Source organism: Chelatococcus sambhunathii (genome assembly GCF_001418005.1).
Classification (GTDB): Bacteria; Pseudomonadota; Alphaproteobacteria; order Rhizobiales; family Beijerinckiaceae; genus Chelatococcus_A; species Chelatococcus_A sambhunathii.
Genome location: NZ_LIOL01000009.1, coordinates 134,948 through 157,109, shown reverse-complemented (window position 1 = coordinate 157,109; position 22,162 = coordinate 134,948). Strand labels below are relative to the sequence as shown.

At 66.8% G+C, this 22,162-nt stretch carries 26 protein-coding genes and 1 tRNA gene; 25 read left to right on the top strand and 2 right to left on the bottom strand.

Annotated features, from left to right (window positions below):
* From ASC46_RS16565 to ASC46_RS16530, 9 genes are all read left to right on the top strand, one after another.
* Positions 1-1,109: recombinase family protein (locus tag ASC46_RS16565; protein WP_055460405.1), on the top strand; the 1,109-nt coding region annotated here is incomplete at its 5' end.
* Complete coding sequence (locus ASC46_RS16560) at positions 1,106-1,495, top strand: hypothetical protein (protein ID WP_055460404.1); 390 nt, start codon at positions 1,106-1,108, stop codon at positions 1,493-1,495. The genes ASC46_RS16565 and ASC46_RS16560, both read left to right, overlap by 4 nt.
* A gap of 73 nt (positions 1,496-1,568) precedes the next feature.
* Positions 1,569-2,039 (top strand): Rrf2 family transcriptional regulator, encoded by a 471-nt coding sequence (locus tag ASC46_RS16555; protein WP_055460403.1) that lies wholly within the window; start codon positions 1,569-1,571, stop codon positions 2,037-2,039.
* Complete coding sequence (locus ASC46_RS16550; protein ID WP_055460402.1) at positions 2,029-2,922, top strand: NAD(P)/FAD-dependent oxidoreductase; 894 nt, start codon at positions 2,029-2,031, stop codon at positions 2,920-2,922. The genes ASC46_RS16555 and ASC46_RS16550 overlap by 11 nt, the downstream gene beginning before the upstream one ends.
* A gap of 87 nt (positions 2,923-3,009) precedes the next feature.
* Positions 3,010-3,222, top strand: a complete 213-nt coding sequence (locus ASC46_RS16545) for a ParD-like family protein (RefSeq protein ID WP_055460401.1) — start codon at positions 3,010-3,012, stop codon at positions 3,220-3,222.
* On the top strand, positions 3,219-3,986 hold the full coding sequence (gene map / locus ASC46_RS16540) for a type I methionyl aminopeptidase (RefSeq protein WP_055460400.1): 768 nt from the start codon (positions 3,219-3,221) through the stop codon (positions 3,984-3,986). The genes ASC46_RS16545 and map overlap by 4 nt, the downstream gene beginning before the upstream one ends.
* A gap of 33 nt (positions 3,987-4,019) precedes the next feature.
* A complete protein-coding gene (locus ASC46_RS20935; RefSeq protein WP_072249531.1) occupies positions 4,020-4,397 on the top strand; it encodes a DUF3817 domain-containing protein in 378 nt (125 codons plus the stop codon).
* A complete protein-coding gene (locus ASC46_RS16535) occupies positions 4,397-4,822 on the top strand; it encodes a CopD family protein (RefSeq protein ID WP_245280594.1) in 426 nt (141 codons plus the stop codon). Before ASC46_RS20935 ends, ASC46_RS16535 begins: the two co-directional genes overlap by 1 nt.
* 61 nt (positions 4,823-4,883) lie before the next feature.
* Positions 4,884-5,531 carry a glutathione S-transferase family protein gene (locus tag ASC46_RS16530; RefSeq protein WP_055460399.1) on the top strand — a complete coding sequence of 216 codons (648 nt, stop codon included), beginning with the start codon at positions 4,884-4,886 and terminating at the stop codon, positions 5,529-5,531.
* A gap of 319 nt (positions 5,532-5,850) precedes the next feature.
* Here the strand turns inward: ASC46_RS16530 and ASC46_RS21875 are convergent, their stop codons facing one another.
* Positions 5,851-5,979 (bottom strand): hypothetical protein, encoded by a 129-nt coding sequence (locus ASC46_RS21875; protein ID WP_280949169.1) that lies wholly within the window; start codon positions 5,977-5,979, stop codon positions 5,851-5,853.
* Positions 5,980-6,652: 673 nt separating this feature from the next.
* A tRNA-Ser gene (locus ASC46_RS16520) sits at positions 6,653-6,742 on the bottom strand.
* Between the two features lie 662 nt (positions 6,743-7,404).
* Here ASC46_RS16520 and ASC46_RS16510 point away from each other — a divergent pair.
* From ASC46_RS16510 to ASC46_RS16435, 16 genes are all read left to right on the top strand, one after another.
* On the top strand, positions 7,405-8,058 hold the full coding sequence (locus ASC46_RS16510; RefSeq protein ID WP_055460397.1) for a 50S ribosomal protein L21: 654 nt from the start codon (positions 7,405-7,407) through the stop codon (positions 8,056-8,058).
* A gap of 53 nt (positions 8,059-8,111) precedes the next feature.
* A complete protein-coding gene (gene rpmA, locus ASC46_RS16505; RefSeq protein ID WP_055460396.1) occupies positions 8,112-8,378 on the top strand; it encodes a 50S ribosomal protein L27 in 267 nt (88 codons plus the stop codon).
* Between the two features lie 175 nt (positions 8,379-8,553).
* A complete protein-coding gene (locus ASC46_RS16500; protein ID WP_055460395.1) occupies positions 8,554-9,234 on the top strand; it encodes a GNAT family N-acetyltransferase in 681 nt (226 codons plus the stop codon).
* Complete coding sequence (locus tag ASC46_RS16495) at positions 9,234-9,773, top strand: GNAT family N-acetyltransferase (protein ID WP_157672348.1); 540 nt, start codon at positions 9,234-9,236, stop codon at positions 9,771-9,773. The genes ASC46_RS16500 and ASC46_RS16495 overlap by 1 nt, the downstream gene beginning before the upstream one ends.
* A 122-nt stretch (positions 9,774-9,895) precedes the next feature.
* Positions 9,896-10,966: a GTPase ObgE gene (gene obgE, locus ASC46_RS16490; RefSeq protein ID WP_055460393.1), complete on the top strand. Its 1,071-nt coding sequence runs from the start codon at positions 9,896-9,898 to the stop codon at positions 10,964-10,966.
* On the top strand, positions 10,954-12,117 hold the full coding sequence (gene proB / locus ASC46_RS16485) for a glutamate 5-kinase (protein ID WP_186438022.1): 1,164 nt from the start codon (positions 10,954-10,956) through the stop codon (positions 12,115-12,117). The genes obgE and proB overlap by 13 nt, the downstream gene beginning before the upstream one ends.
* A gap of 118 nt (positions 12,118-12,235) precedes the next feature.
* A complete protein-coding gene (locus tag ASC46_RS16480) occupies positions 12,236-13,528 on the top strand; it encodes a glutamate-5-semialdehyde dehydrogenase (protein ID WP_055460392.1) in 1,293 nt (430 codons plus the stop codon).
* Positions 13,528-14,175, top strand: a complete 648-nt coding sequence (locus ASC46_RS16475) for a nicotinate-nucleotide adenylyltransferase (RefSeq protein ID WP_055460391.1) — start codon at positions 13,528-13,530, stop codon at positions 14,173-14,175. Before ASC46_RS16480 ends, ASC46_RS16475 begins: the two co-directional genes overlap by 1 nt.
* A gap of 82 nt (positions 14,176-14,257) precedes the next feature.
* A complete protein-coding gene (gene rsfS / locus ASC46_RS16470) occupies positions 14,258-14,677 on the top strand; it encodes a ribosome silencing factor (RefSeq protein WP_071923319.1) in 420 nt (139 codons plus the stop codon).
* Between the two features lie 7 nt (positions 14,678-14,684).
* The gene (gene rlmH, locus ASC46_RS16465; RefSeq protein ID WP_055460389.1) at positions 14,685-15,164 is read left to right on the top strand and encodes a 23S rRNA (pseudouridine(1915)-N(3))-methyltransferase RlmH; all 480 of its coding nucleotides are present in this window, start codon (positions 14,685-14,687) and stop codon (positions 15,162-15,164) included.
* A gap of 18 nt (positions 15,165-15,182) precedes the next feature.
* Positions 15,183-16,598, top strand: coding sequence for a murein hydrolase activator EnvC family protein (locus ASC46_RS16460; protein ID WP_055460388.1), 1,416 nt, complete (start codon positions 15,183-15,185; stop codon positions 16,596-16,598).
* The gene (locus ASC46_RS16455; RefSeq protein ID WP_055460413.1) at positions 16,598-17,917 is read left to right on the top strand and encodes a S41 family peptidase; all 1,320 of its coding nucleotides are present in this window, start codon (positions 16,598-16,600) and stop codon (positions 17,915-17,917) included. Before ASC46_RS16460 ends, ASC46_RS16455 begins: the two co-directional genes overlap by 1 nt.
* Before the next feature lie 130 nt (positions 17,918-18,047).
* A complete protein-coding gene (locus ASC46_RS16450) occupies positions 18,048-19,121 on the top strand; it encodes a divergent polysaccharide deacetylase family protein (protein ID WP_055460387.1) in 1,074 nt (357 codons plus the stop codon).
* A gap of 2 nt (positions 19,122-19,123) precedes the next feature.
* Entirely contained in the window at positions 19,124-19,642 is a 519-nt protein-coding gene (locus ASC46_RS16445; RefSeq protein ID WP_055460386.1) for an RNA pyrophosphohydrolase, read from the top strand.
* 66 nt (positions 19,643-19,708) lie between these two features.
* Positions 19,709-20,323 carry a phosphatase PAP2 family protein gene (locus ASC46_RS16440; RefSeq protein WP_055460385.1) on the top strand — a complete coding sequence of 205 codons (615 nt, stop codon included), beginning with the start codon at positions 19,709-19,711 and terminating at the stop codon, positions 20,321-20,323.
* 51 nt (positions 20,324-20,374) lie between these two features.
* Entirely contained in the window at positions 20,375-22,156 is a 1,782-nt protein-coding gene (locus tag ASC46_RS16435; protein ID WP_055460384.1) for an ABC transporter ATP-binding protein, read from the top strand.
* The last annotated feature ends 6 nt before the right edge of the window (positions 22,157-22,162 follow it).

The window sequence follows — 22,162 nt, the reverse complement described above, 5'->3', positions numbered from 1 at the left end:
TGAAGCGTCTCATTCAGGACGTCGAAGCCGGTCTGATCGATGTGATCGTGGTCTACAAGATCGACCGGCTGTCGCGCTCGCTGATGGACTTCGCCAAACTGGTCGAGATCTTCGACCGCAATCAGGTGACCTTCGTGTCGGTCACGCAGTCGTTCAACACCACGACCTCGATGGGCCGCCTGACCCTGAACATCCTTCTCAGCTTCGCACAGTTCGAGCGGGAGGTGATCGGCGAGCGCATCCGCGACAAGGTCGCGGCATCCCGCAGGCGCGGCATGTGGATGGGCGGTCACGTCCCGCTGGGCTACGACGTGCGCGACCGCAAGCTGGTCGTCAACGAAGCGGAAGCCGCGACGGTCCGGATGATCTTCGAGCGCTTCGTCGCCATCGGCTCCGCTACGACGCTGGCGAAAGCGCTCGCGGCCGAGGGTGTTCTGAACAAGCGCGGCAAGCCGATCGACAAGGGCTTCCTCTACAAACTGATCAACAACCGGGTCTATCTCGGGGAAGCCGTGCACAAGGGGACTTCCTATCCCGGCGAGCACGAGGCCATCATTGATCAGGTCCTGTGGGACAAGGTTCACAGCATCCTGCAGGAGAGCCCGCGCCTGCGGGCGAAGAACACCCGCCGCCAGACGCCGGCTCTGCTGAAGGGGATCATCTTCACCGAGACGGGCACGGCGATGACGCCGACGGCGACGAAGAAGGGCACGCGCCTCTACCGCTACTATGCGTCGATGGACCTGATCCGAAACCGCCCGACCGGAGACGCCTCAGGTCCGCTGCGCTTGCCCGCCGGCATGGTCGAGGATGCCGTCGTCGGCGAAATCCGCCGCATGATCCGCGCACCCGAAGTCGCGGCGCGGACCATAAAGGCCCTTCGCGACGAGAACTCGACCGTCGATGAGAAGGTGGTCGTCCAGGCGCTCGGCGAGTTCGACCAGCTCTGGGCGGCGCTCTATCCGGCGGAGCAGACCCGCATCGTCCAGCTTCTGGTCGAGCGGGTGACCGTCGGCGAAGACGGCATTGCCGTCGATCTGCGCCACGACGGGCTGGGCTCGGTCCTGTATGACATGATGGCCCCCCGCCAGACGGAGGCCCGCGCATGACCGACACGACGAAAACCATCCGCGTCGTCATCCCCCTGACGATCCGCAAACGCAATGGGCGGCCGAAGATCCTCCCGCCCGACGAGGTGACAGTCCGGGACGGCCGGTCGCAAGACCCTCATGTGCTGCGCGCCATCGCCCGCGCTTGGAACTGGCGGCGGCAGCTGGAATCCGGTGCCGCTTCCACCATTCAGGATATCGCCGCGGCCGAGAAGGTCTCCGACCGGTTCGTGAGCCGCATGATGCGGCTCGCCTATCTGTCGCCGGAGGTGCTCGAACACCTCGTCATCAGGCGCGTACCACCGGCGCTTTCGCTGAACGACCTCGTCACAGTTGCCGATCGGCCGTGGGCGGAGCAGATGGGGATAGTGTTCGAAGCCCGCTGAATAGGCGCCATCACATCTTGCCAGCTAAGCCTGCTGCTTGACAAAAAGCCACTCATGCAACCAATAATGTTACATGAAGATAAACAGCCAGCTCTCGGACGTCCTGCACGTCCTTCTGCATATGGCGCAATCCGAGCGACCCGCGACCTCGGAAGCGCTTGCCGCTGCCATGCAGACGAACCCCGTCGTGCTGCGCCGCTTGATGGCCGGGCTCAGGGATAAGGGCTTCGTCAGATCATCCAAAGGCCACGGCGGTGGCTGGGTGCTGGCCTGCGCGCTGGACGCGGTCACGCTGCGCAGTGTTTACGAGGCGCTCGGCGAACCCCCTCTCATCTCGCTGGGTTTCCGGGAAGACCAGCCCCGATGTCTCGTCGCACAGGCCGTCAACGACGCATTGGGCGTGGCAATGGGAGACGCCGAGCGTCTGCTGCTGGAGCGACTGGGTGACGTGACGCTGGCCACTCTCGCCAGCGACTTCCGTCGACGCATGAGGGTTCATCGCCATGCCCCGCACCGGCTCGAGGAGCACGTCTATGAAGGTTGATTTCGCGGTCATCGGTGGCAGCTTCGCGGGCCTGTCCGCAGCGCTGCAGCTCGCCAGAGCCCGCCGCGACGTACTGGTGATCGATGCCGGACAGCGTCGCAACCGCTTCGTCGACGAGGCCGGCGGGCATTCGCACGGATTCCTCACGCGTGACGGCCAGTCCCCGGGCGCGATTGCTGACGAAGGCCGGAGCCAGTTGCTGCGTTACCCGAACGTGCAATGGCTGGACGGCCTTGCCGAGGACGCGTGCCGCGGGTCGGATGGTCGTTTCAAGTTCCGTGTCGCAAGCAAGGTGGTCAGTGCCCGTCGATTGATCCTGGCTGTTGGCGTGCGCGACGAGCTGCCGCCAGTGCCGGGTCTGGTCGAGCGCTGGGGCCGCAGCGTATTTCATTGCCCCTACTGCCATGGCTATGAGTTGGACGCTGGGCCCATCGGCATCGTTGCCGCATCACCGATGGCGCAGCACCATGCCCTCATGCTGCCGGACTGGGGCAAGCCAACCCTGTTCCTCAACGGCGCCTATACGCCGACGCAGGAGGATCTGGCCGCACTCGGCAGGAGGGGTACGTGCGTCGAGTCAACGCCCATTGATCGCATCGAGGGTGCGGCCGACGTCGTGCTGGCGGACGGACGCATCCTGTCGATGAAAGGTCTGTTCACTCAGACACGAGCCCACCTCAGCAGCCCTGTGGCGCAACAACTGGGCTGTGAGATTGAGGAAGGTCCGCTTGGCGCGTTCATCAAGGTCAACTCTGCACAGGAGACGAGCGTGCCAGGCGTCTTCGCATGTGGAGATGCCGCGCGAGCGGCGGGAAGCGTGGCGCTGGCTGTCGGCGACGGCGCACTCGCGGGTCTGGCTGCTCATCGCTCGACTTTGTTTTGACTCGCCTGCGGCAGATCTGCAGCTCCCTTGCGCCAAAATCAGAAAGAGCATATATGATTCGCATACGATTCATATAGACGAGGATAGATGGGCATCGTAAATATCGACGACGATCTGCATGACCAACTGCGCAAGGCCAGCGCGGTGTCGTGCCGCTCTATCAATGCGCAGGCGGCCTTCTGGATCAGGATCGGCATGCTGTGCGAAATGAACCCGACACTGAGCTTCAACGACATCGTCACTCGTGAGCTGCGGGCCGCAGGTGTTGTGGCTGAACCTGCCAAGATAGTGTCGGCATGACCAAGCGACCAGAGGAAATCGAGCTGATGGCGGAGTCAGGCCGACTGTTGGCGCAGGTGTTCGGCTATCTTGATCGGTTCAACCTGATTGGCATGTCCACCATGCAGGTCAACGATCTGGTCGATGCATTCATCGTCCATGAGCTCGACGCGCGCCCGGCCAGCAAGGGGCAATATGGGTATGCCTACGCGCTCAACGCCTCCCGCAACCATGTGGTCTGCCATGGCATTCCGTCTGCTGAAGACATCCTGCAGGACGGGGATATCGTCAATTTCGACATCACGCTGGAGAAGAACGGCTACATCGCCGATTCCAGCAAGACCTATCTGGTCGGCGAGGCGTCACTGCCGGCGCGGCGACTCGTTCAAGTGGCTTATGAAGCCATGTGGAAAGGCATTCGTGCCGTTCGGCCCGGCGCCACCCTTGGCGACGTAGGCCACGCCATCGAGCGGCATGCCCGCAGGAATGGCTATTCGATCGTCAGGGAATACTGCGGGCATGGCATTGGACGTGACATGCATGAGCCCCCTCAGGTAGTGCATTGGGGCAAGCCGCGAACGGGCCTGGTCTTGCGTGAAGGCATGGTGTTCACCATCGAGCCGATGGTGAACCAAGGACGGCGTGCCGTTCGGACCGAGGAGGATGGCTGGACGGTGGTCACCTGCGATGGCCGATTGTCGGCTCAGTTCGAGCATACCGTCACCGTCACGGGCAATGGCGCCCAGGTCCTGACCTTGCGCCCCAGCGAAAAATGCCCGGTGTGAATTTCATGAATCGATGCCTCGAACAGAGTAGATATGGCCACAGACACAAAAGCCGAAAAGAACCCGCATCATCAACATGGACTCATCGCGGATCTTGAGCGCACGCAACTGAAGCGCCTTGAGGCATTGTCGATCATCGAAGCCACAACGCTGGTCCTTTTGGTATTCATTGCGGTTCCACTGCGGCATCTTTGGGGCTGGCCGTATGGCTCGAAGCTGTTGGGGCCAATACACGGAATCGCATTTCTGGCATACATCTGGACAGCAATACAAACTGTAGCTGGCGGCGGCTGGCATCAACGTGAAGTGGTTCGATTGTTGTTGGTCGCGTTTGTGCCATTCGGGGGGTACGCCAATATCCGATGGCTGCGCGAACGGGCGAGAACAATCGCCGAGATCAAGCAGGCCTGATGATGGTGGCAGCGATCTACCCCTATTTGGTGGCGGCGCACGTCGCGGCGGTGGTGTTTCTCGTGGGCGGCCTGCTTGCGCAAGAACGAATCGTCAATGCCATCTCGCAGTCGCCACCGGAGGCACAAACAGGGGTGCTGGTGGCGCTGCAGCGTTTTGAACGCACGGTCACCACGCCCGCATTGTTGTTGACCTGGATCCTTGGATTGTCTCTGGCACTCAGTGCAGGCTGGCTGTCATCAGGATGGCTGATAGTCAAGCTGATTTTCGTCGTCGCCCTGTCGGCATTACACGGTTTACGTTCTGGCCGAATACGTCGTTGCCTTCGGACAGGAGCGTCTGTGGAAAAAATTCCTGGCGCTGACCTCGGTATCGTTGTTGCGATGTTGGTCATCGCCGTGTTGGCGCTTGTGAAGCCGGTCTAGCAAGGCAATGGAAACCCGCCTCAGCCGCAATGCTACAGTCGCTTGGGAGGAAAGAACTACGATGGATACATATCGTCTCCACTATTTCCCCGAGTCAGGAAACAGCTACAAGCTGGCACTGATGCTGACGCTCTGCGGCCAAACCTTCGAGTCCATCTGGACGGATTTCGGGGCGCGCGTGACGTGGACGCCGGAGTGGCGGAGCACGATCAATCCGATGGGTGAAATCCCAGTGCTGGAGGTCAATGGCCGCAAATTAACGCAGACTGCACCGATCCTGCTGCAGCTTGCGGCCCAGTACGAGAAATTCGGGGCGACAAACGACGCAGAGACCTACGAGCTTCTTCGCTGGCTCTTCTGGGACAACCAGAAAATGTCCGGTGGAATGGCTACCTATCGCTTCTTGCGCACCTTCACGCCCAAGAGTGATCCGGCCGTGCTGGCTTGGCACTTGGCCCGGGTCAAGGATTATCTGGGCATCCTCGAGCAACATCTTGGCGCGACCACCTTCGTAGCGTGCGAACGCTTGACCATCGCAGACATTTCAATGTGCGCTTACCTGTCTTATCCCATGGACGAGACAGGGATCGATCTGACGGCCTCATACCCCAATATCACTGCCTGGCTGGATCGGCTGATGAAAATGCCAGGCTGGAAGTTGCCGTACGAGCTGTTGCCCGGCAAGCGGCTGCAAAGATGGTCGGCGTAGGCTGGACGGTCTTGAATGTGCGCTATTCACCACTCGACGCATCAAGCAGCAGCGTAGTCAAGGACTAGGCTCGCATCCCATCGATGCAGGTCAACAGTGATGCTGATGCGTCGTACCGCTGCAGCGTGCCTACGCGCTCGGCTGTGCCCTGCGAGAAAACAAGAACTTCAATTACTTGCCTGTGGAAACTCCCATACTTCGTGCTGATCGGCCCAATTCCGTCGCAGAGAATCGGGCCGCCTGCGTGGGGTCTGCAGGTTCAGATGGCGGGGCTGGCGCCAGTCTAGGCTGGCGTCGACGTAGTTATAGGCCAGCAGGGTCAGACGCAGTCCCTCGGCCACCAGCCTGGCTCGAACTTCAGGGTGCGGGCTAGTCTGGTCGTCGTGGGATAGCGCCCCCGCTCGAACTGCTGCTTCCAATAGAAGGTCTTGCCGATCGTCCTGATCATCGGCGCATTTAGTCCTCCCGTGGCCTCAGGTGCGGCCTTGGGCACCGGAGGGATCAGGAGCTTGCCGCTCTGCAAGCGCTTAACCGCCAAGGACGCCAGGGCCACCCGCTGCCGGTCGCTGACGTAGCTGCGCATGTCGTTTCTGATCGCGACGATAATCCCGCCCGTTGCCGTATGGCGGTGACTTTAGGCCGGCAGGCCGATGGCAGAACAGCTCTGACGCCCCGCCAGCTTCATCCCGGCCGCACCCAGCGGGAGCAAACCATCGGCGCCGTCAGCTATGGTGTCCATACGTTCGACAAGTTCGCCGCACATCTGGCAACGCTCCGAGACGCGGGAAACTGAAGGCTGGCGGCACCGCAGTATACCTAAGAACTGCACCTGGTTTCCCCCAAATATGCCTACCGAGCGTTCTCTGGAAGGCGATGCCAACCGGAAGAGCGCCCGCTGAATCCATTGTCGAGCGACCTGCGAAACCCGCTGGAAACGCTGGGCTTCGTGAAGCCGAACCAGGCCTGACGAGGTTCGCTCGGTTAGAGACGGAGGGCCGTTCAGAGACGGAAATTGGACCCGGCGCCAGTCTCCGAGGTTCGGCTGCATCGGCTAAGCGCCTTTGAAACAAAAAGAAAATGGCCCCCAACGGGAGCCTCATCTCGGGTTCGCTACAGGATAATGGCGGAGAGGGAGGGATTCGAACCCCCGATAGACTTGCGCCTATGCCGCATTTCGAGTGCGGTGCATTCAACCACTCTGCCACCTCTCCTTGATGGCGGGCCGTTCATATACGCGCAACCGGGCCAAGATCAAGTCGCCCTGTGAATAAAGATCCCCGCGGCCCGTCTCGCGGGGGACGCCGCAGCGGATGGCAGGCAGCAGCGTGCGGCATGGGAGCGCCCGATCAACGGGATTGTCTTCCCGCGACCGTTTCCATCCGCCTCCGCCCCGTGACGGGCGGACAATTGCGGCCAAAGCCTTCGGCTGCGGGCCGGCTACCACGCCTTCTACAGGCGCTCCGGGCGAAATCGCCCCCTGAGCCGCGTCGTTATCTGCCGGATCAGTCGCGGATGTGCAGCGCGTCTGCCGGCAGCCCCATGGGACGAAAGTGGCCGCTGTGCAGCACCACGACAAGATTGCAGAGCGCACCGGCGGCCGTGGCCGCCCCGGTCCCCCGGCGCCCTCCTTCCGACTCGACGAGCGCCGAAATATGCCGCCGAGCGCCCGTTTTCATTGACAGGCGCGGCCGCGGCATGTATTGAAACGCTCTGGCGCGGCTGGTCCGCGCTTTTTCGAGTCGCGCGCTTCTCTTTCGATACCGCCCTTAGCACGGCGGTGATTTTGAGTGCGTGTCACAAGCCGGAGCAGGCTGACAAGAAGCCGGCCGGGCGGGCAGCCGCCGAGAGCCGGGAGACGAACACGAGGACAAAGATGTTCGCAGTCATCAAGACCGGCGGCAAGCAGTACAAGGTTGCCGCCAACGACGTGATCAGGATCGACAGGCTCGCCGCCGAGGCGGGCGATGTCGTGACCTTCGACAGCGTGCTGATGCTCGTCGACGGTGACAAGGTGGAAGTAGGTGCGCCGTCGATTGCCGGCGCCCTGGTCGCCGGCGAGCTCATCGAGCAGGCGCGCGGCCCCAAGGTCATCGCCTTCAAGAAGCGTCGCCGCCAGAATTCGAAGCGCAAGCGCGGCTACCGGCACGACCTGTCGGTCGTGCGCATCACCGAGATTCTGACCGGCGGCGCCAAGCCGTCGGGCAAGAAGGCCGCTGTCAAGCCGGCGAAGGCCGCCAAGGAAGCCGCTGTCCCGGCCGCCACCGGGGCGCGCGACAGCAGCAACCTGTCGCTCATCGCGGGCGTCGGCCCGACGATCGAGAAGAAGCTGCGCGCCGCCGGCGTCACGTCCTGGGAGCAGATCGCCGCCTGGAGCGAGGCGGACGTCGCGAAGTATGACGAAGAGCTCAACCTGCGCGGCCGCATCGCGCGCGACGAGTGGATCGAGCAGGCGAAGGAGCTCCTCGCCGGCAAGCCCCCGCGCGCCAAGGTCGATCAGGCCGAGCTGAAGTCGGGCGAGGATCTCTGAGGCGCGGCGCGGCTATCGCTGCCCCCCTCTGACAGTATTCGGGAGTAACGGACATGGCACACAAAAAGGCAGGCGGCTCCTCGCGTAACGGCCGCGATTCCGACGGCCGCCGTCTCGGCGTGAAGAAGTTCGGCGGTCAGTCCGTCGTTGCCGGCAACATCATCGTGCGTCAACGCGGCACGCGCGTCCATCCGGGCGTGAACGTCGGCATGGGCAAGGACCATACCCTCTTTGCGCTCACGGACGGTCGCGTGGCTTTCGGCACGAAACTCGGCCGAGCTTACGTGTCGGTTGTACCCGCCATCGAGGCGGCAGAGTAAACGGCGGCAGCTGAGACGAAGGAGCTACCGCCGGCATCCCACGAACCGGCGGATCGAAGCTCCAGACGAATGCTTCCGATCCATGCGACAGGGGAGATGGGATGCCATCTCCCCTTCGTCGTTTCTGGCACCGGCCGCGGGAGGCGGCACGGGCCACAAGGATCGGAGCGAGACTATGTTTACCCGCGAGATCATCGACGACGCCTTCGTGATCGAGACCGCCCGGCTCGAGCTGCGCTGGCCGCGTCTCGCCGACGCCCGAGCTGTCGAGCGCCTCGCAGGTGACAAAGCCGTCGCGGAGATGACGGCGCAAATCCCCCATCCCTATCCGCCAGGCACGGCCGAAGGCTTCATCTACGAGGCCCGTCGCGCCAATGCCGACGGCAAGGCGCTGACGCTCGCCTTCGCGCCGCGCGGCAGGAGATGCGAGCTGATGGGCGCCATCAGCCTGCGCCGGTCGGCTGCCGGCGAGCCGGAAATCGGCTACTGGCTGGGCACACCCTTCTGGGGCTGCGGCTTCGCCACGGAGGCGGTCAGGGCGCTCGTCGACACGGCCTTCACGCACAGCGAGGCACGCGCCATCGTCGCGAGCGTGCGCGTCGTCAACCCGGCCTCGCGGCGGGTCCTCGAGAAGTGCGGCTTCCACGCCGACGGGGCGGGCCTGCTACCGTTCCCCGCGCGCGGCGGCGTCTTCCCGGTCGACCACCTCAGGCTCGAGCGGCGCATCTGGGAGAGCCTCAAGGGGTGGACCAACCCGCTCTTCGTCGGCCTTGCTGTGCGCGAGCGCACAGCTGACGCAGCCTGCCTCGTGTCATCTGCAGAACCTTCCCCCGCCCTGTCCGGAGGAGAGCCATGATGCCGGATACGCTCAGCACCGAACGCCTGTCCCTGCGTGCCCCGCGCCGCGAGGACGTGCCGGCCCTGCACCGGCAGATGACCTGGCCAGTCGTGCGCTGGCTGTCGCAGGTGCCATGGCCGGTGTCTACGGACGACATCGCCGCCCACATCGAGAAGAGTGCCGAGGAGCGGGCCGCCGGCCGCGCGGCGCTCTATACGGTAACGAAGGCAGGCGAACCGATCGGCCTCGTCGGCATCGCCCCGCGCAACGGCGCCATGAACCTCGGCTACTGGCTGGGGGAGGAGCACTGGGGCCAGGGCCTTATGCCGGAGGCAGCAGGCGCCGTGGTGGATGCCTATTTCGCCGACAGCCGGGCGGTTCACATCTCCTCCGGCCTGTTCGCCGGCAACGAGGCCTCGCTCAAGGTGCAGCAGAAGCTCGGCTTCGTCGTCGTCGGTGAAGGGCTGATGCCCGCCAGGGCGCACGGCCGGATGCTGCCGCACTACGACACCATCCTCGGCCGGGCCCGCTGGACCGGTCAGCAGATGGCGGCGTAAGCGCGGAAGCGCCGGCTCCACCCATCGATGCCTGCCCGCGGCGACGCCCATGCGTTGCCGCGGGCGTCCGTCTCCTGTAGGAAAACCGCTCCCCGCCGTGGATGCGGGAGCCGTGTGGTGCCATGAAATTTCTCGACCAGGCCAAGATCTACGTCCGCTCGGGCGACGGGGGCGCGGGGTGCGTCTCCTTCCGCCGCGAGAAATTCATCGAGTTCGGCGGCCCGGACGGGGGTGACGGCGGGCGCGGCGGCGACGTCGTCGTCGAATGCGTCGAAGGGCTCAACACGCTCATCGACTATCGCTACCAGCAGCATTTCAAGGCCCGGCCTGGCATGCACGGAATGGGCAAGAATCGCACCGGCGCCAGGGGCACCGACGTGGTGCTGAAGGTGCCACAGGGCACACAGATCTTTGCTGAGGACAACGAGACGCTGATCGCCGACCTCACCGAGATCGGCCAGCGGGTGGTGCTGGCGCGCGGCGGCAACGGCGGCTTCGGCAACGCCTATTTCAAGACATCCACCAATCAGGCGCCGCGCCGGGCCAATCCGGGCCAGGAAGGCACCGAGATGTGGATCTGGCTGAGGCTGAAGCTCATCGCCGACGCGGGGCTCGTCGGCCTGCCGAATGCCGGCAAGTCGACCTTCCTCGCCGCCGTGAGCGCGGCGAAACCGAAAATCGCCGACTACCCCTTCACGACCCTCCACCCGGGGCTCGGCGTCGTGCGCGTCGACGCGCGCGAATTCGTGCTCGCCGACATTCCCGGCCTCATCGAGGGCGCGCACGAAGGCCACGGCCTCGGTGATCGCTTCCTCGGCCATGTCGAGCGCTGCCGCGTGCTGCTGCACCTCGTCGAGGGCACCAGCGAGCACGCCGGCAAGGCCTACAAGGTCGTGCGCCGGGAGCTCGAGGCCTATGGCCACGGCCTGGCCGAGAAGCCGGAGATCGTGGCGCTGTCGAAGGCGGACGCGCTTGATCCCGAGACGCGCAAGGAGCAGTTCGCTCGCCTCAAGCGCGCGGCGGGTCGCACGCCGCTCGTGCTTTCCGCCGCCTCGGGCGAAGGGGTGGAGACGGCGCTGCGGGCGCTGCTCGCCGAGATCGACGCCGCCCGTGGCGAAGAGAAGGATCACGCGCACAACGCGGTGGCCAACAAGGAAGGGGCCGGCGAGGGAGAGAGCTCGTGGCATCCCTGAGCGCCACTGCCGAGACCTCCGCGACGGCCGGCGTCCCGACGATCGACCGGTTCCGCCGCGTCGTCGTCAAGGTGGGTTCGTCCCTCCTCGTCGACAGGGCGCGCGGGCGGCTGAAGCACGCCTGGCTCGCCGCGCTTGCCGAGGACATCGCCGAACTGCACGGGCGCGGCGCAGACGTTCTCGTCGTCTCCTCGGGCGCCATCGCGCTCGGGCGCACGGTGCTCGGCCTGCCATCGGGCCCGCTGAAGCTCGAGGAAAGCCAGGCGGCGGCCGCCGTGGGCCAGATCGCCCTGTCGCGCACCTGGGCCGAGGTGCTCGCCCATCACGGCATCACCGCCGGGCAGATCCTCGTCACCCTCGCCGACACCGAGGAGCGGCGGCGCTATCTCAACGCCCGCGCCACGACGGCGCGGCTCCTCGAGATGCGGGCGGTGCCCGTCATCAACGAGAACGACACCGTGGCCACGAGCGAGATCCGCTACGGCGACAACGATCGGCTGGCCGCGCGCGTCGCCACCATGGCCGGCGCCGACCTGCTCGTGCTCCTCTCGGACATCGACGGGCTCTATACCGCCCCGCCGGGGAGCGACCCCGACGCGAAGCTCATCCCGGTCGTCGCGCGCATCACGCGCGACATCGAGGCGATGGCCGGTGGCGCCGCCTCGGAACTGTCGCGCGGCGGCATGCGCACCAAGGTCGAGGCGGGCAAGATCGCCACCGCCGGCGGCACGCACATGGTGATCACCGATGGCCGGGTGAAGAACCCGCTGCGCGCCATCGCCGAGGGCGCGCGCTGCACCTGGTTCCTGACGCCGTCGAACCCGGTCACGGCGCGCAAGAAGTGGATCGCCGGCACGCTGGAGGCCAAGGGCGCGCTCGTTGTCGACGAGGGTGCGGCGCGGGCGCTGCGCTCCGGCGCCAGCCTGCTGCCGGCCGGCGTCCGGCGCGTCGAGGGCCATTTCGCGCGCGGCGATGCCGTCATCATCCGCGACGAGGCCGGCGGCGAGATCGGCCGCGGGCTCGTGGCCTATGACGTGGAGGACGCCCAGCGCATCGCCGGGCGCGCCTCGCGCGACATCGAACAGATCCTCGGCCATCCGGGCCGGGCCGAGATGGTGCACCGGGACGACATGACGCTGGCGGGCGGATGAGATGGACGAAAACTGCGCCCAGCCCTCCTCCGCAAGGGGGAGAGAATAAGGGGCACAGGTTTCGGATGTTTGGCCGACGGCCGGCCGCTATGATGGTCGGCGAACGGGAACGGGGACGATGAGCGAGAGCCTCAAGGTGATCAGCGGCAGCGACGATATCGCCGCACTTATGCACGACATCGGACGCCGGGCGCGCGCGGCCGCCCGTGCTCTCGCCATCACCCCGGAAGGGATCAAGACCCAGGCTCTCAACGAGGCTGCGGCAGCCCTTCGCGCCAACAAGGCCGCGATTCTCGCCGCCAATGCGGAGGACGTGGCGGAGGCGCGCCGTAACGGCCAGGCGGCCTCCTATATCGACCGGCTCGCCCTGGACGAGAGCCGTGTCGAGGCCATCGCCGCGTCGGTAGAAGCCGTGGCCGCGCTGCCCGACCCGGTCGGACGTACACTCGCCACCTTCACACGGCCGAACGGCCTCGTCATCGAGCGCGTGGCGACACCGCTCGGCGTCGTCGGCGTTATCTTCGAGAGCCGGCCGAATGTGACTGCCGATGCCGGCGCGCTGTGCCTCAAGGCCGGCAATGCCGCAATCCTGCGCACCGGCTCCGACAGTTTCCGCTCGGCCTCGGCCATCGCCGCCGCCATGGCCTTCGGCATCACGGCGGCCGGCCTGCCGGCGGAGGCCATGCAGCTCGTGCCGACGCGCGAGCGCGAGGCCGTGGGCCTCATGCTCGGCGGCCTCGGCGGCAATCTCGACGTCATCGTGCCGCGCGGCGGCAAGAGTCTCGTCGCCCGCGTGCAGGCCGAGGCGCGGGTGCCGGTCTTCGCCCATCTCGACGGCATCTGCCACGTCTATGTCCATGCCGCGGCCGACCTCGCCATGGCGCAGACCGTCGTGCTCAATGCCAAGATGCGGCGCACCGGCATCTGCGGCGCAGCCGAGACGCTGCTCGTCGACCGCGCCTGCGCGGCGACGCATCTCGCGCCCCTCGTCACCATGCTCCTCGACGCCGGCTGCGCCGTGCGGGGCGACGCGGCGACGCAGGCGGTCGATGCGCGCGTCACGCCCGCGAGCGAGGAGGACTGGCGCACGGAATACCTCGACGCCATCATCGCCGTTCGCGTGGTGGACGGGCTCGACGACGCCATGGCCCATATCGACACCTATGGCTCGCATCACACGGAATCGATCCTCACCGAGGATGCGGCGGCTGCCGCGCGCTTCCTCGCCGAGGTCGACTCAGCCATCGTCGTGCACAATGCCTCGACGCAGTTTGCCGATGGCGGCGAGTTCGGCTTCGGTGCCGAGATCGGCATCGCCACCGGGCGCATGCATGCCCGCGGCCCGGTCGGCGTCGAGCAGCTGACCTCATTCAACTATCGCGTGCACGGCAGCGGACAGACCCGGCCTTGATGCACGACACGCGCTTCGCCGGGCCGCCCCCGCTGCCCCGTCACGGGCGCGGCATGCGCATCGGCCTCTTCGGCGGCACGTTCAACCCGCCGCATGCGGGGCACCGGCTTGCGAGCCTGACGGCTCTCAAGCGGCTGGGCCTCGACCGCATCTGGTGGATCGTCACGCCCGGCAATCCGCTGAAGGACAACGCCGCCCTGCCGCCACTCGCCGCGCGCATCGCGGCAGCGTGCCGTGTCGCCGACCATCCGCGCATCGACGTCACCGGCTTCGAGGCGGGCATCGGCACGCGCTACACCTACGACACCCTCGCCTATCTGGTGCGCCGCTGCCCCGGCACCCGCTTCGTGTGGCTGATGGGGGCGGACAATCTCGCCGGCTTCCATCGCTGGCAGCACTGGCGCGACATCGCCGCGCTCGTTCCCATCGCGGTGGTGGACCGGCCGGGCGCCACACTGAAAGCCTGCCGCGCGCGCGCGGCGGTGGCGCTCGCATCCTTCCGCCTGCCCGAGCACAGGGCGGCCGCGCTCATGCAACGCGAGCCCCCGGCCTGGGTCTTTCTGCACGGGCCGCGTTCGCCGCTGTCCTCGACCTTGTTGCGCGCGCGGAGGAGCCGCACCGGGCCGGCGGCCGAGCAGCGGCGTTGAAGCGCGGAACAATGACGATTATCTTAAGGCTCGTGGCGCCCGGTTTGCGCCATTCATTGAAGAGGATCAGGCACTGAATCTCATGCCCCATGGCGAGGCGGAACATACTTCCCCTCCCCCGGCGGTCGGCTCATCGGCCCCAACTGCCGCGGACAGGCTCGACGGCGACCCTGTGGCGCTCGCCCGTCATTGTCTCGAGGAAATGAAAGCCGAGGAGACGGTCGAAATCGACCTCGCCGGCAAGACCTCGATCGCCGATACGATGATCATCACCTCCGGCCGCTCGCATCGCCATGTCGGCGCCATCGCCGACAGGCTGCAGCAGGTGTTGAAAGCGGCAGGCATCGGCCCCTTGCGGGTCGAGGGCGTGCCGGCTTGCGACTGGGTGCTGATCGATGCCGGCGATCTGATCGTTCACGTGTTCAGGCCCGAGGTGCGCGGCTTCTACAACCTCGAGAAGATGTGGGGCGCCGACCGGCCGCACGAACGTATCGCTGGCTGAGCGCCCCATGCGTCTCGCGATCGCGGCCGTCGGCCGTCTCAAGGCCGGGCCGGAGCGGGCGCTGATCGAGCGTTACCAGGAGCGCATCGCAGCGGGGGCGCGTGCGCTTGGCTTTTCCGCGCTCGAGGTGGCCGAGGTGTCGGAAAGCCGCGCTCGCCGCGAGGAGGACCGACGCCGGGAGGAAGGCGTCGCGCTGCTGCACAGGATCGGTGACAGCATCGCCGTTGCCTTCGATGAACGGGGCAAGATCCTCGACAGCCAAGGTTTCGCGCGGAGGCTCGCGGGCTGGCGCGACGGAGGAGCCAGGGCCCTTACATGCGTGATCGGGGGTGCGGACGGCCTTGCGCCCGAAGTGCGAGAGCGGGCGCGCATGGTCCTGTCCTTCGGTGCCATGACATTGCCGCACCAGCTGGTGCGCGTGCTTGTTGCAGAACAGCTCTATCGCGCTATGACCATCCTTGCCGGTCATCCCTACCACCGCGAATGACCGGTTGCCGGAGGAAGGATGCCGCTGCGCCCGTCGAGACTTCTGAACCGGACAGCATCGGAGGCAACCCGAATCGCCGCTGCGCTGGCCTTGCTGCCGGGCCTCGCCGCGCCGCTCCTCGCGCAGGAAGCGCCGGAAGGCTCGCAGGAGCCGCCTTCCGCACAGGTACCGCAGATCCCGCCGGAAGCACAGCGCGCGCTGGACCGGGCGGCGAAGACCGAGGAGGAGAGAGCGACGCGGGAGCGGGAGCTCGAAAAGCTCCAAGAACAGTTGCGCCTGAGCGAGGAGGCCCGCGACCGGATCCGCGCGGAGGCAGAGAGTCTGCGCGCCGACCGTTCCAAGCTCAATGCGGCGTTGATCGGGACCACGGAACGCACCAAGGCGGCGGAAGCCCGCGCAAGCGCCATCGAACAGCGGCTCGCCACACTCGACGCCAGCGAAACGGCGATCCGCAAGTCGCTGGAGAACCGCCGCGATGTTATCGTCGAAGTGCTGGCCGCCCTGCAGCGCATGGGGCGTCGGCCGCCGCCGGCAGTACTCGCAAGCCCCGACGACATGCTTGAGGCGGTGCGTTCCTCCATCCTCCTCGGCGCCGTGCTGCCCGAATTGCGGGGGGAGACGGAAGCGCTTGCCACCGATCTCGGCGAACTCGTGCGGCTGAAGGACGCGATCGCCAGCGACAGAGAGGCACTGGTGCGCGACCTTGCCACCCTCGCCAGCGAACGGGAGCGCCTCGCCGCGCTCGTCAACGCCCGACAGGAAGAGCTGGCGAAAGCGGAGCGGATCGAGGCCGACGAAAGCCGCAAGGCCAGCGAACTCGCTGCGCGGGCGCAATCCCTGGGCGATCTCATTCAAAAGATGGAGAGCGAGATCGCCGCCGCCCAGCGCGCCGCCGAGGAGGCGCGACAGGCTGCAGAGGCCCAGGCGCGGGAAATGCGCGAACGTCTCGCCGCCGCACCATTCGGCGATCCGGCGCGTCTTGCCCCCAAGATACCCTTTGCGGAAGCCAAAGGACTGCTGCCGATGCCGGTCAACGGCAACACGTTGCGCCGTTTCGGCGCGCCGGACGGCTTCGGCGGCACCACCAAGGGCATGTCGATCGCGACGCGCAACGGCGCGATCGTTTCGGCCCCGTCGGACGGCTGGGTGGCCTTTGCCGGCCCGTTCCGCTCCTTCGGCCAACTCTTGATCATCAACGCCGGCGGCGGATACTATATCTTGCTGGCGGGCATGGAGCGGATCACCGTGGCGCTCGGACAGTTCGTGCTCGCCGGAGAGCCGGTCGCCGCCATGGGCGAGACGGCGACACCCCTCTCGACGGCGTTTGCAGGTACGAGCGGTCCCGTGCTCTACGTGGAGTTCCGGAAGGATGGCGGGTCGATCGACCCAGGTCCCTGGTGGGCGAAATCGCAGGGCGAAAAGGTTCGCGGATGATGCGTAAGATTTCTCTTCTGATGGTGGGCGCCCTCATGGGGGCGGGTGCGGCGGTCGTCGTCACCCAGTCGCCCCTGTTCACGACGACCCGTGCGGTGGCGGCCTCGGCCGAGACCTACCGCCAGCTCAACCTGTTCGGCGACGTGTTCGAGAAGATCCGTGGCGACTATGTCGACGTGCCGGACGAATCGAAGCTCGTCGAGTCGGCCATCAATGGCATGTTGACGTCGCTCGATCCCCATTCGAGCTACATGGATGCCAAGAGTTACCGCGATATGCAGGTGCAGACGCGCGGCGAGTTCGGCGGCCTCGGCATCGAGGTGACGATGGAGGATGGCCTCGTGAAGGTCGTCAGCCCCATCGACGACACGCCAGCCGCCCGAGCGGGTGTCCTCGCCAACGACCTGATCACGCATATCGATGGCGAGCAGGTGCAGGGCCTCACCCTCAATCAGGCCGTCGACAAGATGCGCGGCCCGGTCAACACAACCGTGAAGCTGACAATCCGCCGCAAGGGACAGAGCGACCCGGTGGAGGTCTCGCTGACGCGCGACACCATCCGCATCCGTGCCGTACGCTCGCGCACCGAAGGCGACGTCGGCTACATCCGCGTGACCCAATTCAACGAGCAGACCTTCGAGAATCTCAAGACCGCCGTCGAGAAGATCGCGGCGGAGCTGCCGGGCGACAAGCTGAAGGGCTACGTGCTCGACCTGCGCAACAACCCGGGCGGGCTGCTCGACCAGGCGATCCTCGTCTCCGACGCCTTCCTGGATCGGGGCGAGATCGTCTCCACCCGCGGCCGCAATGCGGATGAGACGCAGCGTTTCAACGCCAAGGCCGGTGACCTGACCAAGGGCAAGCCCGTGGTCGTGCTCATCAACGGCGGCTCTGCCTCGGCTTCCGAAATCGTCGCCGGCGCGCTGCAGGACCACAAGCGGGCGACGGTGCTCGGCACCCGGTCCTTCGGCAAGGGCTCCGTGCAGACCATCATCCCGCTCGGCGGCAACGGTGCCCTGCGCCTGACCACGGCCCGCTACTACACGCCTTCCGGCCGTTCGATCCAGGCCAAGGGCATCGAACCGGACCGCGAGGTGCTGCAGGACGTGCCGGACGAACTCAAGGGCAAGGACGAGACCAAAGGCGAGGCGGGCCTGCGCGGCCACCTGAAGAACGGCGAGGAGGAAGCCTCCGGCTCGTCGGCCTATGTCCCGACCGACCCGGAGAAGGACACCCAGCTCAAGGCGGCGCTCGAGCTGCTGAAGGGCACGCGCAAGGACGCCGCGACCACGGCCGAGAAGTCCGCCGTTCCCAACTGACAGACGCGGCCCTGCCGGGCGCGCCATCTCGACGGCTCACCCGTATTCTTGAAAGAATGCGGCGTGGGCCGTGTGATTCGTGACCCTGACAAGGGTCCAGCGCGGAACCTCTCGGTCGGAGACGCCGATCTTGCCGCAAGCGACGCTGAAGGATCTCGACAAACCGCTCGGACGCGACAACGGCCGCCGTCCCGCAGCGTCCGGCCGGGAGCGCCTGCTGCGTTTCGGCCTCGTCTGGGGTGTCGCGATAGGGGCCGTCCTTCTCTTTGGCGGGCATCTTCTAACCGGGGGGCTGATCTCGCGCTCTGCGTTGCGGCCCGCCGCGACGCCGGTTGCGGCAATCCCCGCGGTACCGGCACAGGCGGACGTACCGGCCGCCACCAAGCCGGCACCTCCGAGCAATGCCGCTCCACCCGCAAGCAATCGCAGGCCCGCATCCGACATCGAGCAGCAGGCCGGCGTCGCCGTGGTCCGGCCGGCCGGCAACGTGCCCGGCGCCATCATCATCTCCGTGCCGGACGGCAGCGAGCCCGGCCTTGCGCCGGCGCCGGATCCGCGCGTCACGGCCGACACGCCGGCCGGTCCCCTGCCGCGCATCGGCGATGACGGCAGCCGGGCGGCCGAGGTCTATGCGCGGCCGACACCTCCGCACGCCGCCATGGCTCCCGCCCGCATCGCGGTGGTGGTCGACGGGCTCGGGCTTTCCGAGGCGGCAACGCGGCAGGCCATCGAGACCTTGCCGGCCGACGTCACGCTGGCGCTCGCCGCGGCCGGTGTCGACCTGCCGCAGGCCGCGGCAGCCGCGCGGCAGAGCGGGCACGAAGTCCTGCTGTCGCTGCCCGCGGAGATTCCGGGCGGCGACCTCATCACTGCGATGGCACGCTTTGCCGGCTACGCCGGCATCCTCACCGCGACGAGCGCGGACCGGCTCGGGCCGCTTGCGCAGCAAGCCGAGCAACGCGGCCTGCTCCTGATGGCCGCCGGGGGATCTGACCTCCTGCTGCCGCAGACGATGCCCGCCGAAGCCGTGGAGCAGGCCTTCGCGCGGGCCGAGCGGCTGGCCCAGCGCAACGGCCGCGCGATCGTCGTCGCCGAAGGATCTCCTTCCCTCCTGCGCCAGCTGGCACGCTGGACCGCGAGCCTCGAGCGCCGTGGCGTGCTGCTCGTGCCGGCGACGTCCCTCATCGCCAATTCCAAAGGCTGAACATGTCGGGTTTCGAACATCTGCCCTATCGGCCCTGTGTCGGCATCGCGCTGTTCAATGCGCAGGGGCTTGTCTTCATCGGCCGGCGACCGGTCAACGGCAATACGGAGAAGGTGAGCCCCGATCACGCCTGGCAGATGCCCCAGGGCGGCATCGATGATGGTGAATCGCCACAGGAAGCGGCCATGCGCGAGCTGTACGAGGAGACTAACATCCGCTCGATCTCGCTCATCGCCGAGGCGCCCGACTGGTTCACCTATGACCTGCCCGGCGCCTTCATGGGCAAGGCCTGGAAGGGCCGCTACCGCGGCCAGAAGCAGCGCTGGTTTGCTTTCCGTTTCGACGGGGACGAAAGCGAGATCGACGTCGCCCACCCTGGCGACGGCCACAAGGCCGAGTTCGACAGCTGGCGCTGGGAGCGCCTGGAGCGGCTGCCTGAACTTGTCATTCCCTTCAAACGGGGCGTCTACGAGCAGGTTGTCTATGCCTTCGGCCCGATAGCCGCCAAGCTGGCAGGCTAGACATTGTCCGGCCTTCCGATGGCGTCCACACACCAATCCGTCGTCCCCTGGCGGGCCGGGTGGCCCTTGATCGGCCTTGCAGCCCTGCCCTTCGTCCTCATGGCCGTCAGCCTCGGCGCCGGGACGATCGGAGCTCTCGACCGCAGCATCCTGCTCGCCCTGCGCGATGGGGAAGGCAATCCCATCGGGCCGTGGTGGCTCATCGTCGCCGCACGCGATGCTACGGCGCTCGGCAGCATCACGGTGCTGGTGTTCATGGCCCTTGCGGCGATCGCCTATTGCATCGCGGACGGCGCACGCCGGGATGCGGGCGTGATCGCCATCGCCTTCATTGGCGGGGTCGTTCTGAACACGGGCCTGAAGCATATCATCGCCCGCGCGAGGCCCGAGCTCGTCAACCACGAGGTCATGGTCTACACGCCGAGCTTCCCCAGCGCCCATGCGATGTTGACGGCGACACTCTTCCTGGTCATCGGAGCACTCGCGGCAGCCGGCCAGTCGAACCCTGCGGCGCGCCACTTCGTCCTTGCCGCGGCTGTCGCCATGATCGTCATCGTCGGGCTCAGCCGTGTCTTTCTCGGCGTGCACTGGCCATCGGACGTGCTGGCGGGCTGGAGCGCCGGCATCGCCTGGGCGCTCGTGTGCCTCCGGTTCCTGGGCCCCCGGCCTGCGACGGCCTGACCGCGTGCCGCCCGTTGTACGGGGCGGCGCCCCGTGCTAGCGGCTCAGCACATGAGCAAGCGCCCGCCCCTCGTCACGAGAGACACCCTGCCGACCCTCATGCGCCTGTGGCGCGAATGGGTACGGCCCCACTGGCGAACGCTGGCGCTCGTGCTCCTGCTCATCGCCGTCGTCTCGGCGGCCACCGGCGCCTATCCGCTGCTCATCAAGGAGGCCTTCAACGCCTTCGAGCAGAAGAACGAGGAGGCACTCCTCCTCGGGCCCGTCCTCGTCATCGTGCTGACAGCGATCCGCGGCGGAGCGCTGTGGGGGCGCGCGGTGCTCACCAACAAGGTGGTGACGCGCGTCGAGGCCGACATGCAGACCGCGCTCTATGCCCACCTCATCGATGCCGACATTGCCCAGCTCGGACGCGAGAGCCCGGCGGCACTGACGCAGCGCTTCACCACGGATTTCGCCTTCATCAAGGAGGCGCTGACGCGCGTCTTCACGGTCTTCCTCAGCGATCTCGGCATGGTGATCGCCCTCGTCATCTCCATGCTGTGGATCGACCCGTGGCTGACGCTCGCCGCAGCTGTCGTCGCGCCCTTCGCCTCGCTGCCCATCTCGCGCATCGGCCGCAAGCTACGCCGCGTCGCCACCTCGACGCAGGAGGAGATCGGCGCCATGGCGAGCCACGTGTCGGAGAGCCTCGCCGGCGTGCGTGTCGCCAAGGTCTTCTCGCTCGAGGACTATCTGAAGCAGCGCGCAGCGGATGCCTTCGAGACCGTTCGCGCGCTCAGGATGAAGGCGGCCAACGCCCGCGCCAAGCTCGACCCTCTGCTCGAGATCGGCGGCGGCGTCGCCGTCGCGGGAGTGCTGGTGCTGATCGGCTGGCGCATCATGCGCGGCGAGAGCACGGTCGGCGACTTCACCGGCTTCGTCGCCGCCTTGCTGATGGCGGCGCAGCCCATCCGCGCCATCGGCAATCTCAACGCCATCGTCCAGGAGGCCATGGCGGCGCTGAAGCGCTATTTCGCGGTGATGGACGAGAAGCCGACCATCCTCGACCGGCCCGGTGCCCGGCCGCTCGTCGTCTCCTCCGGCCTCGTTCGCTTCGAGAACGTGCACTTCCACTACCGCTCCGACGTGCCGGCCCTCGACGGCATCGACCTCATCCTGCCGGCGGGACGCACCACGGCGCTCGTCGGTCGATCCGGCTCGGGCAAGTCCACTCTGATGTCACTGGTGCCGCGCCTTTATGACGTCACGCAGGGGCGCGTCACCATCGACGGCACGGACGTGCGCGCGGCGACGCTCGCCAGCCTGCGCACCAACATCGCCGTCGTCAGCCAGGAGGTGGTGCTGTTCGACGACACCGTGCGCGCCAACATCGCCTTCGGCCGCCCCGGTGCCGATGACGGGGCCATCGAGGCGGCGGCGAAGGCGGCGGCCGCGCACGACTTCATCATGCGCCTGCCGGAGGGCTATGGCACGCGGGTCGGCAGCGCCGGGGCGCGTCTTTCGGGCGGCGAGCGCCAGCGCATCGCGCTGGCCCGCGCCATCCTGAAGGATGCGCCGATCCTTCTCCTCGACGAGGCGACAAGCGCGCTGGACACCGAATCGGAGAAGGCCGTGCAGGAGGCGCTCGCCCGCCTGATGCGCGGGCGCACCACCATCGTCATCGCCCATCGCCTGTCGACGGTGCGCGATGCGGATCTCATCGTCGTCATGGACGGTGGGCGCATTGCGGAGACCGGGCGGCACGACGAACTCGTCGCCCGCGACGGCATCTATGCCAAGCTCTACCGCCTGCAGCTCGCCGACGACGTCACGCCCGTGCAGGCGAAATAACCTGGC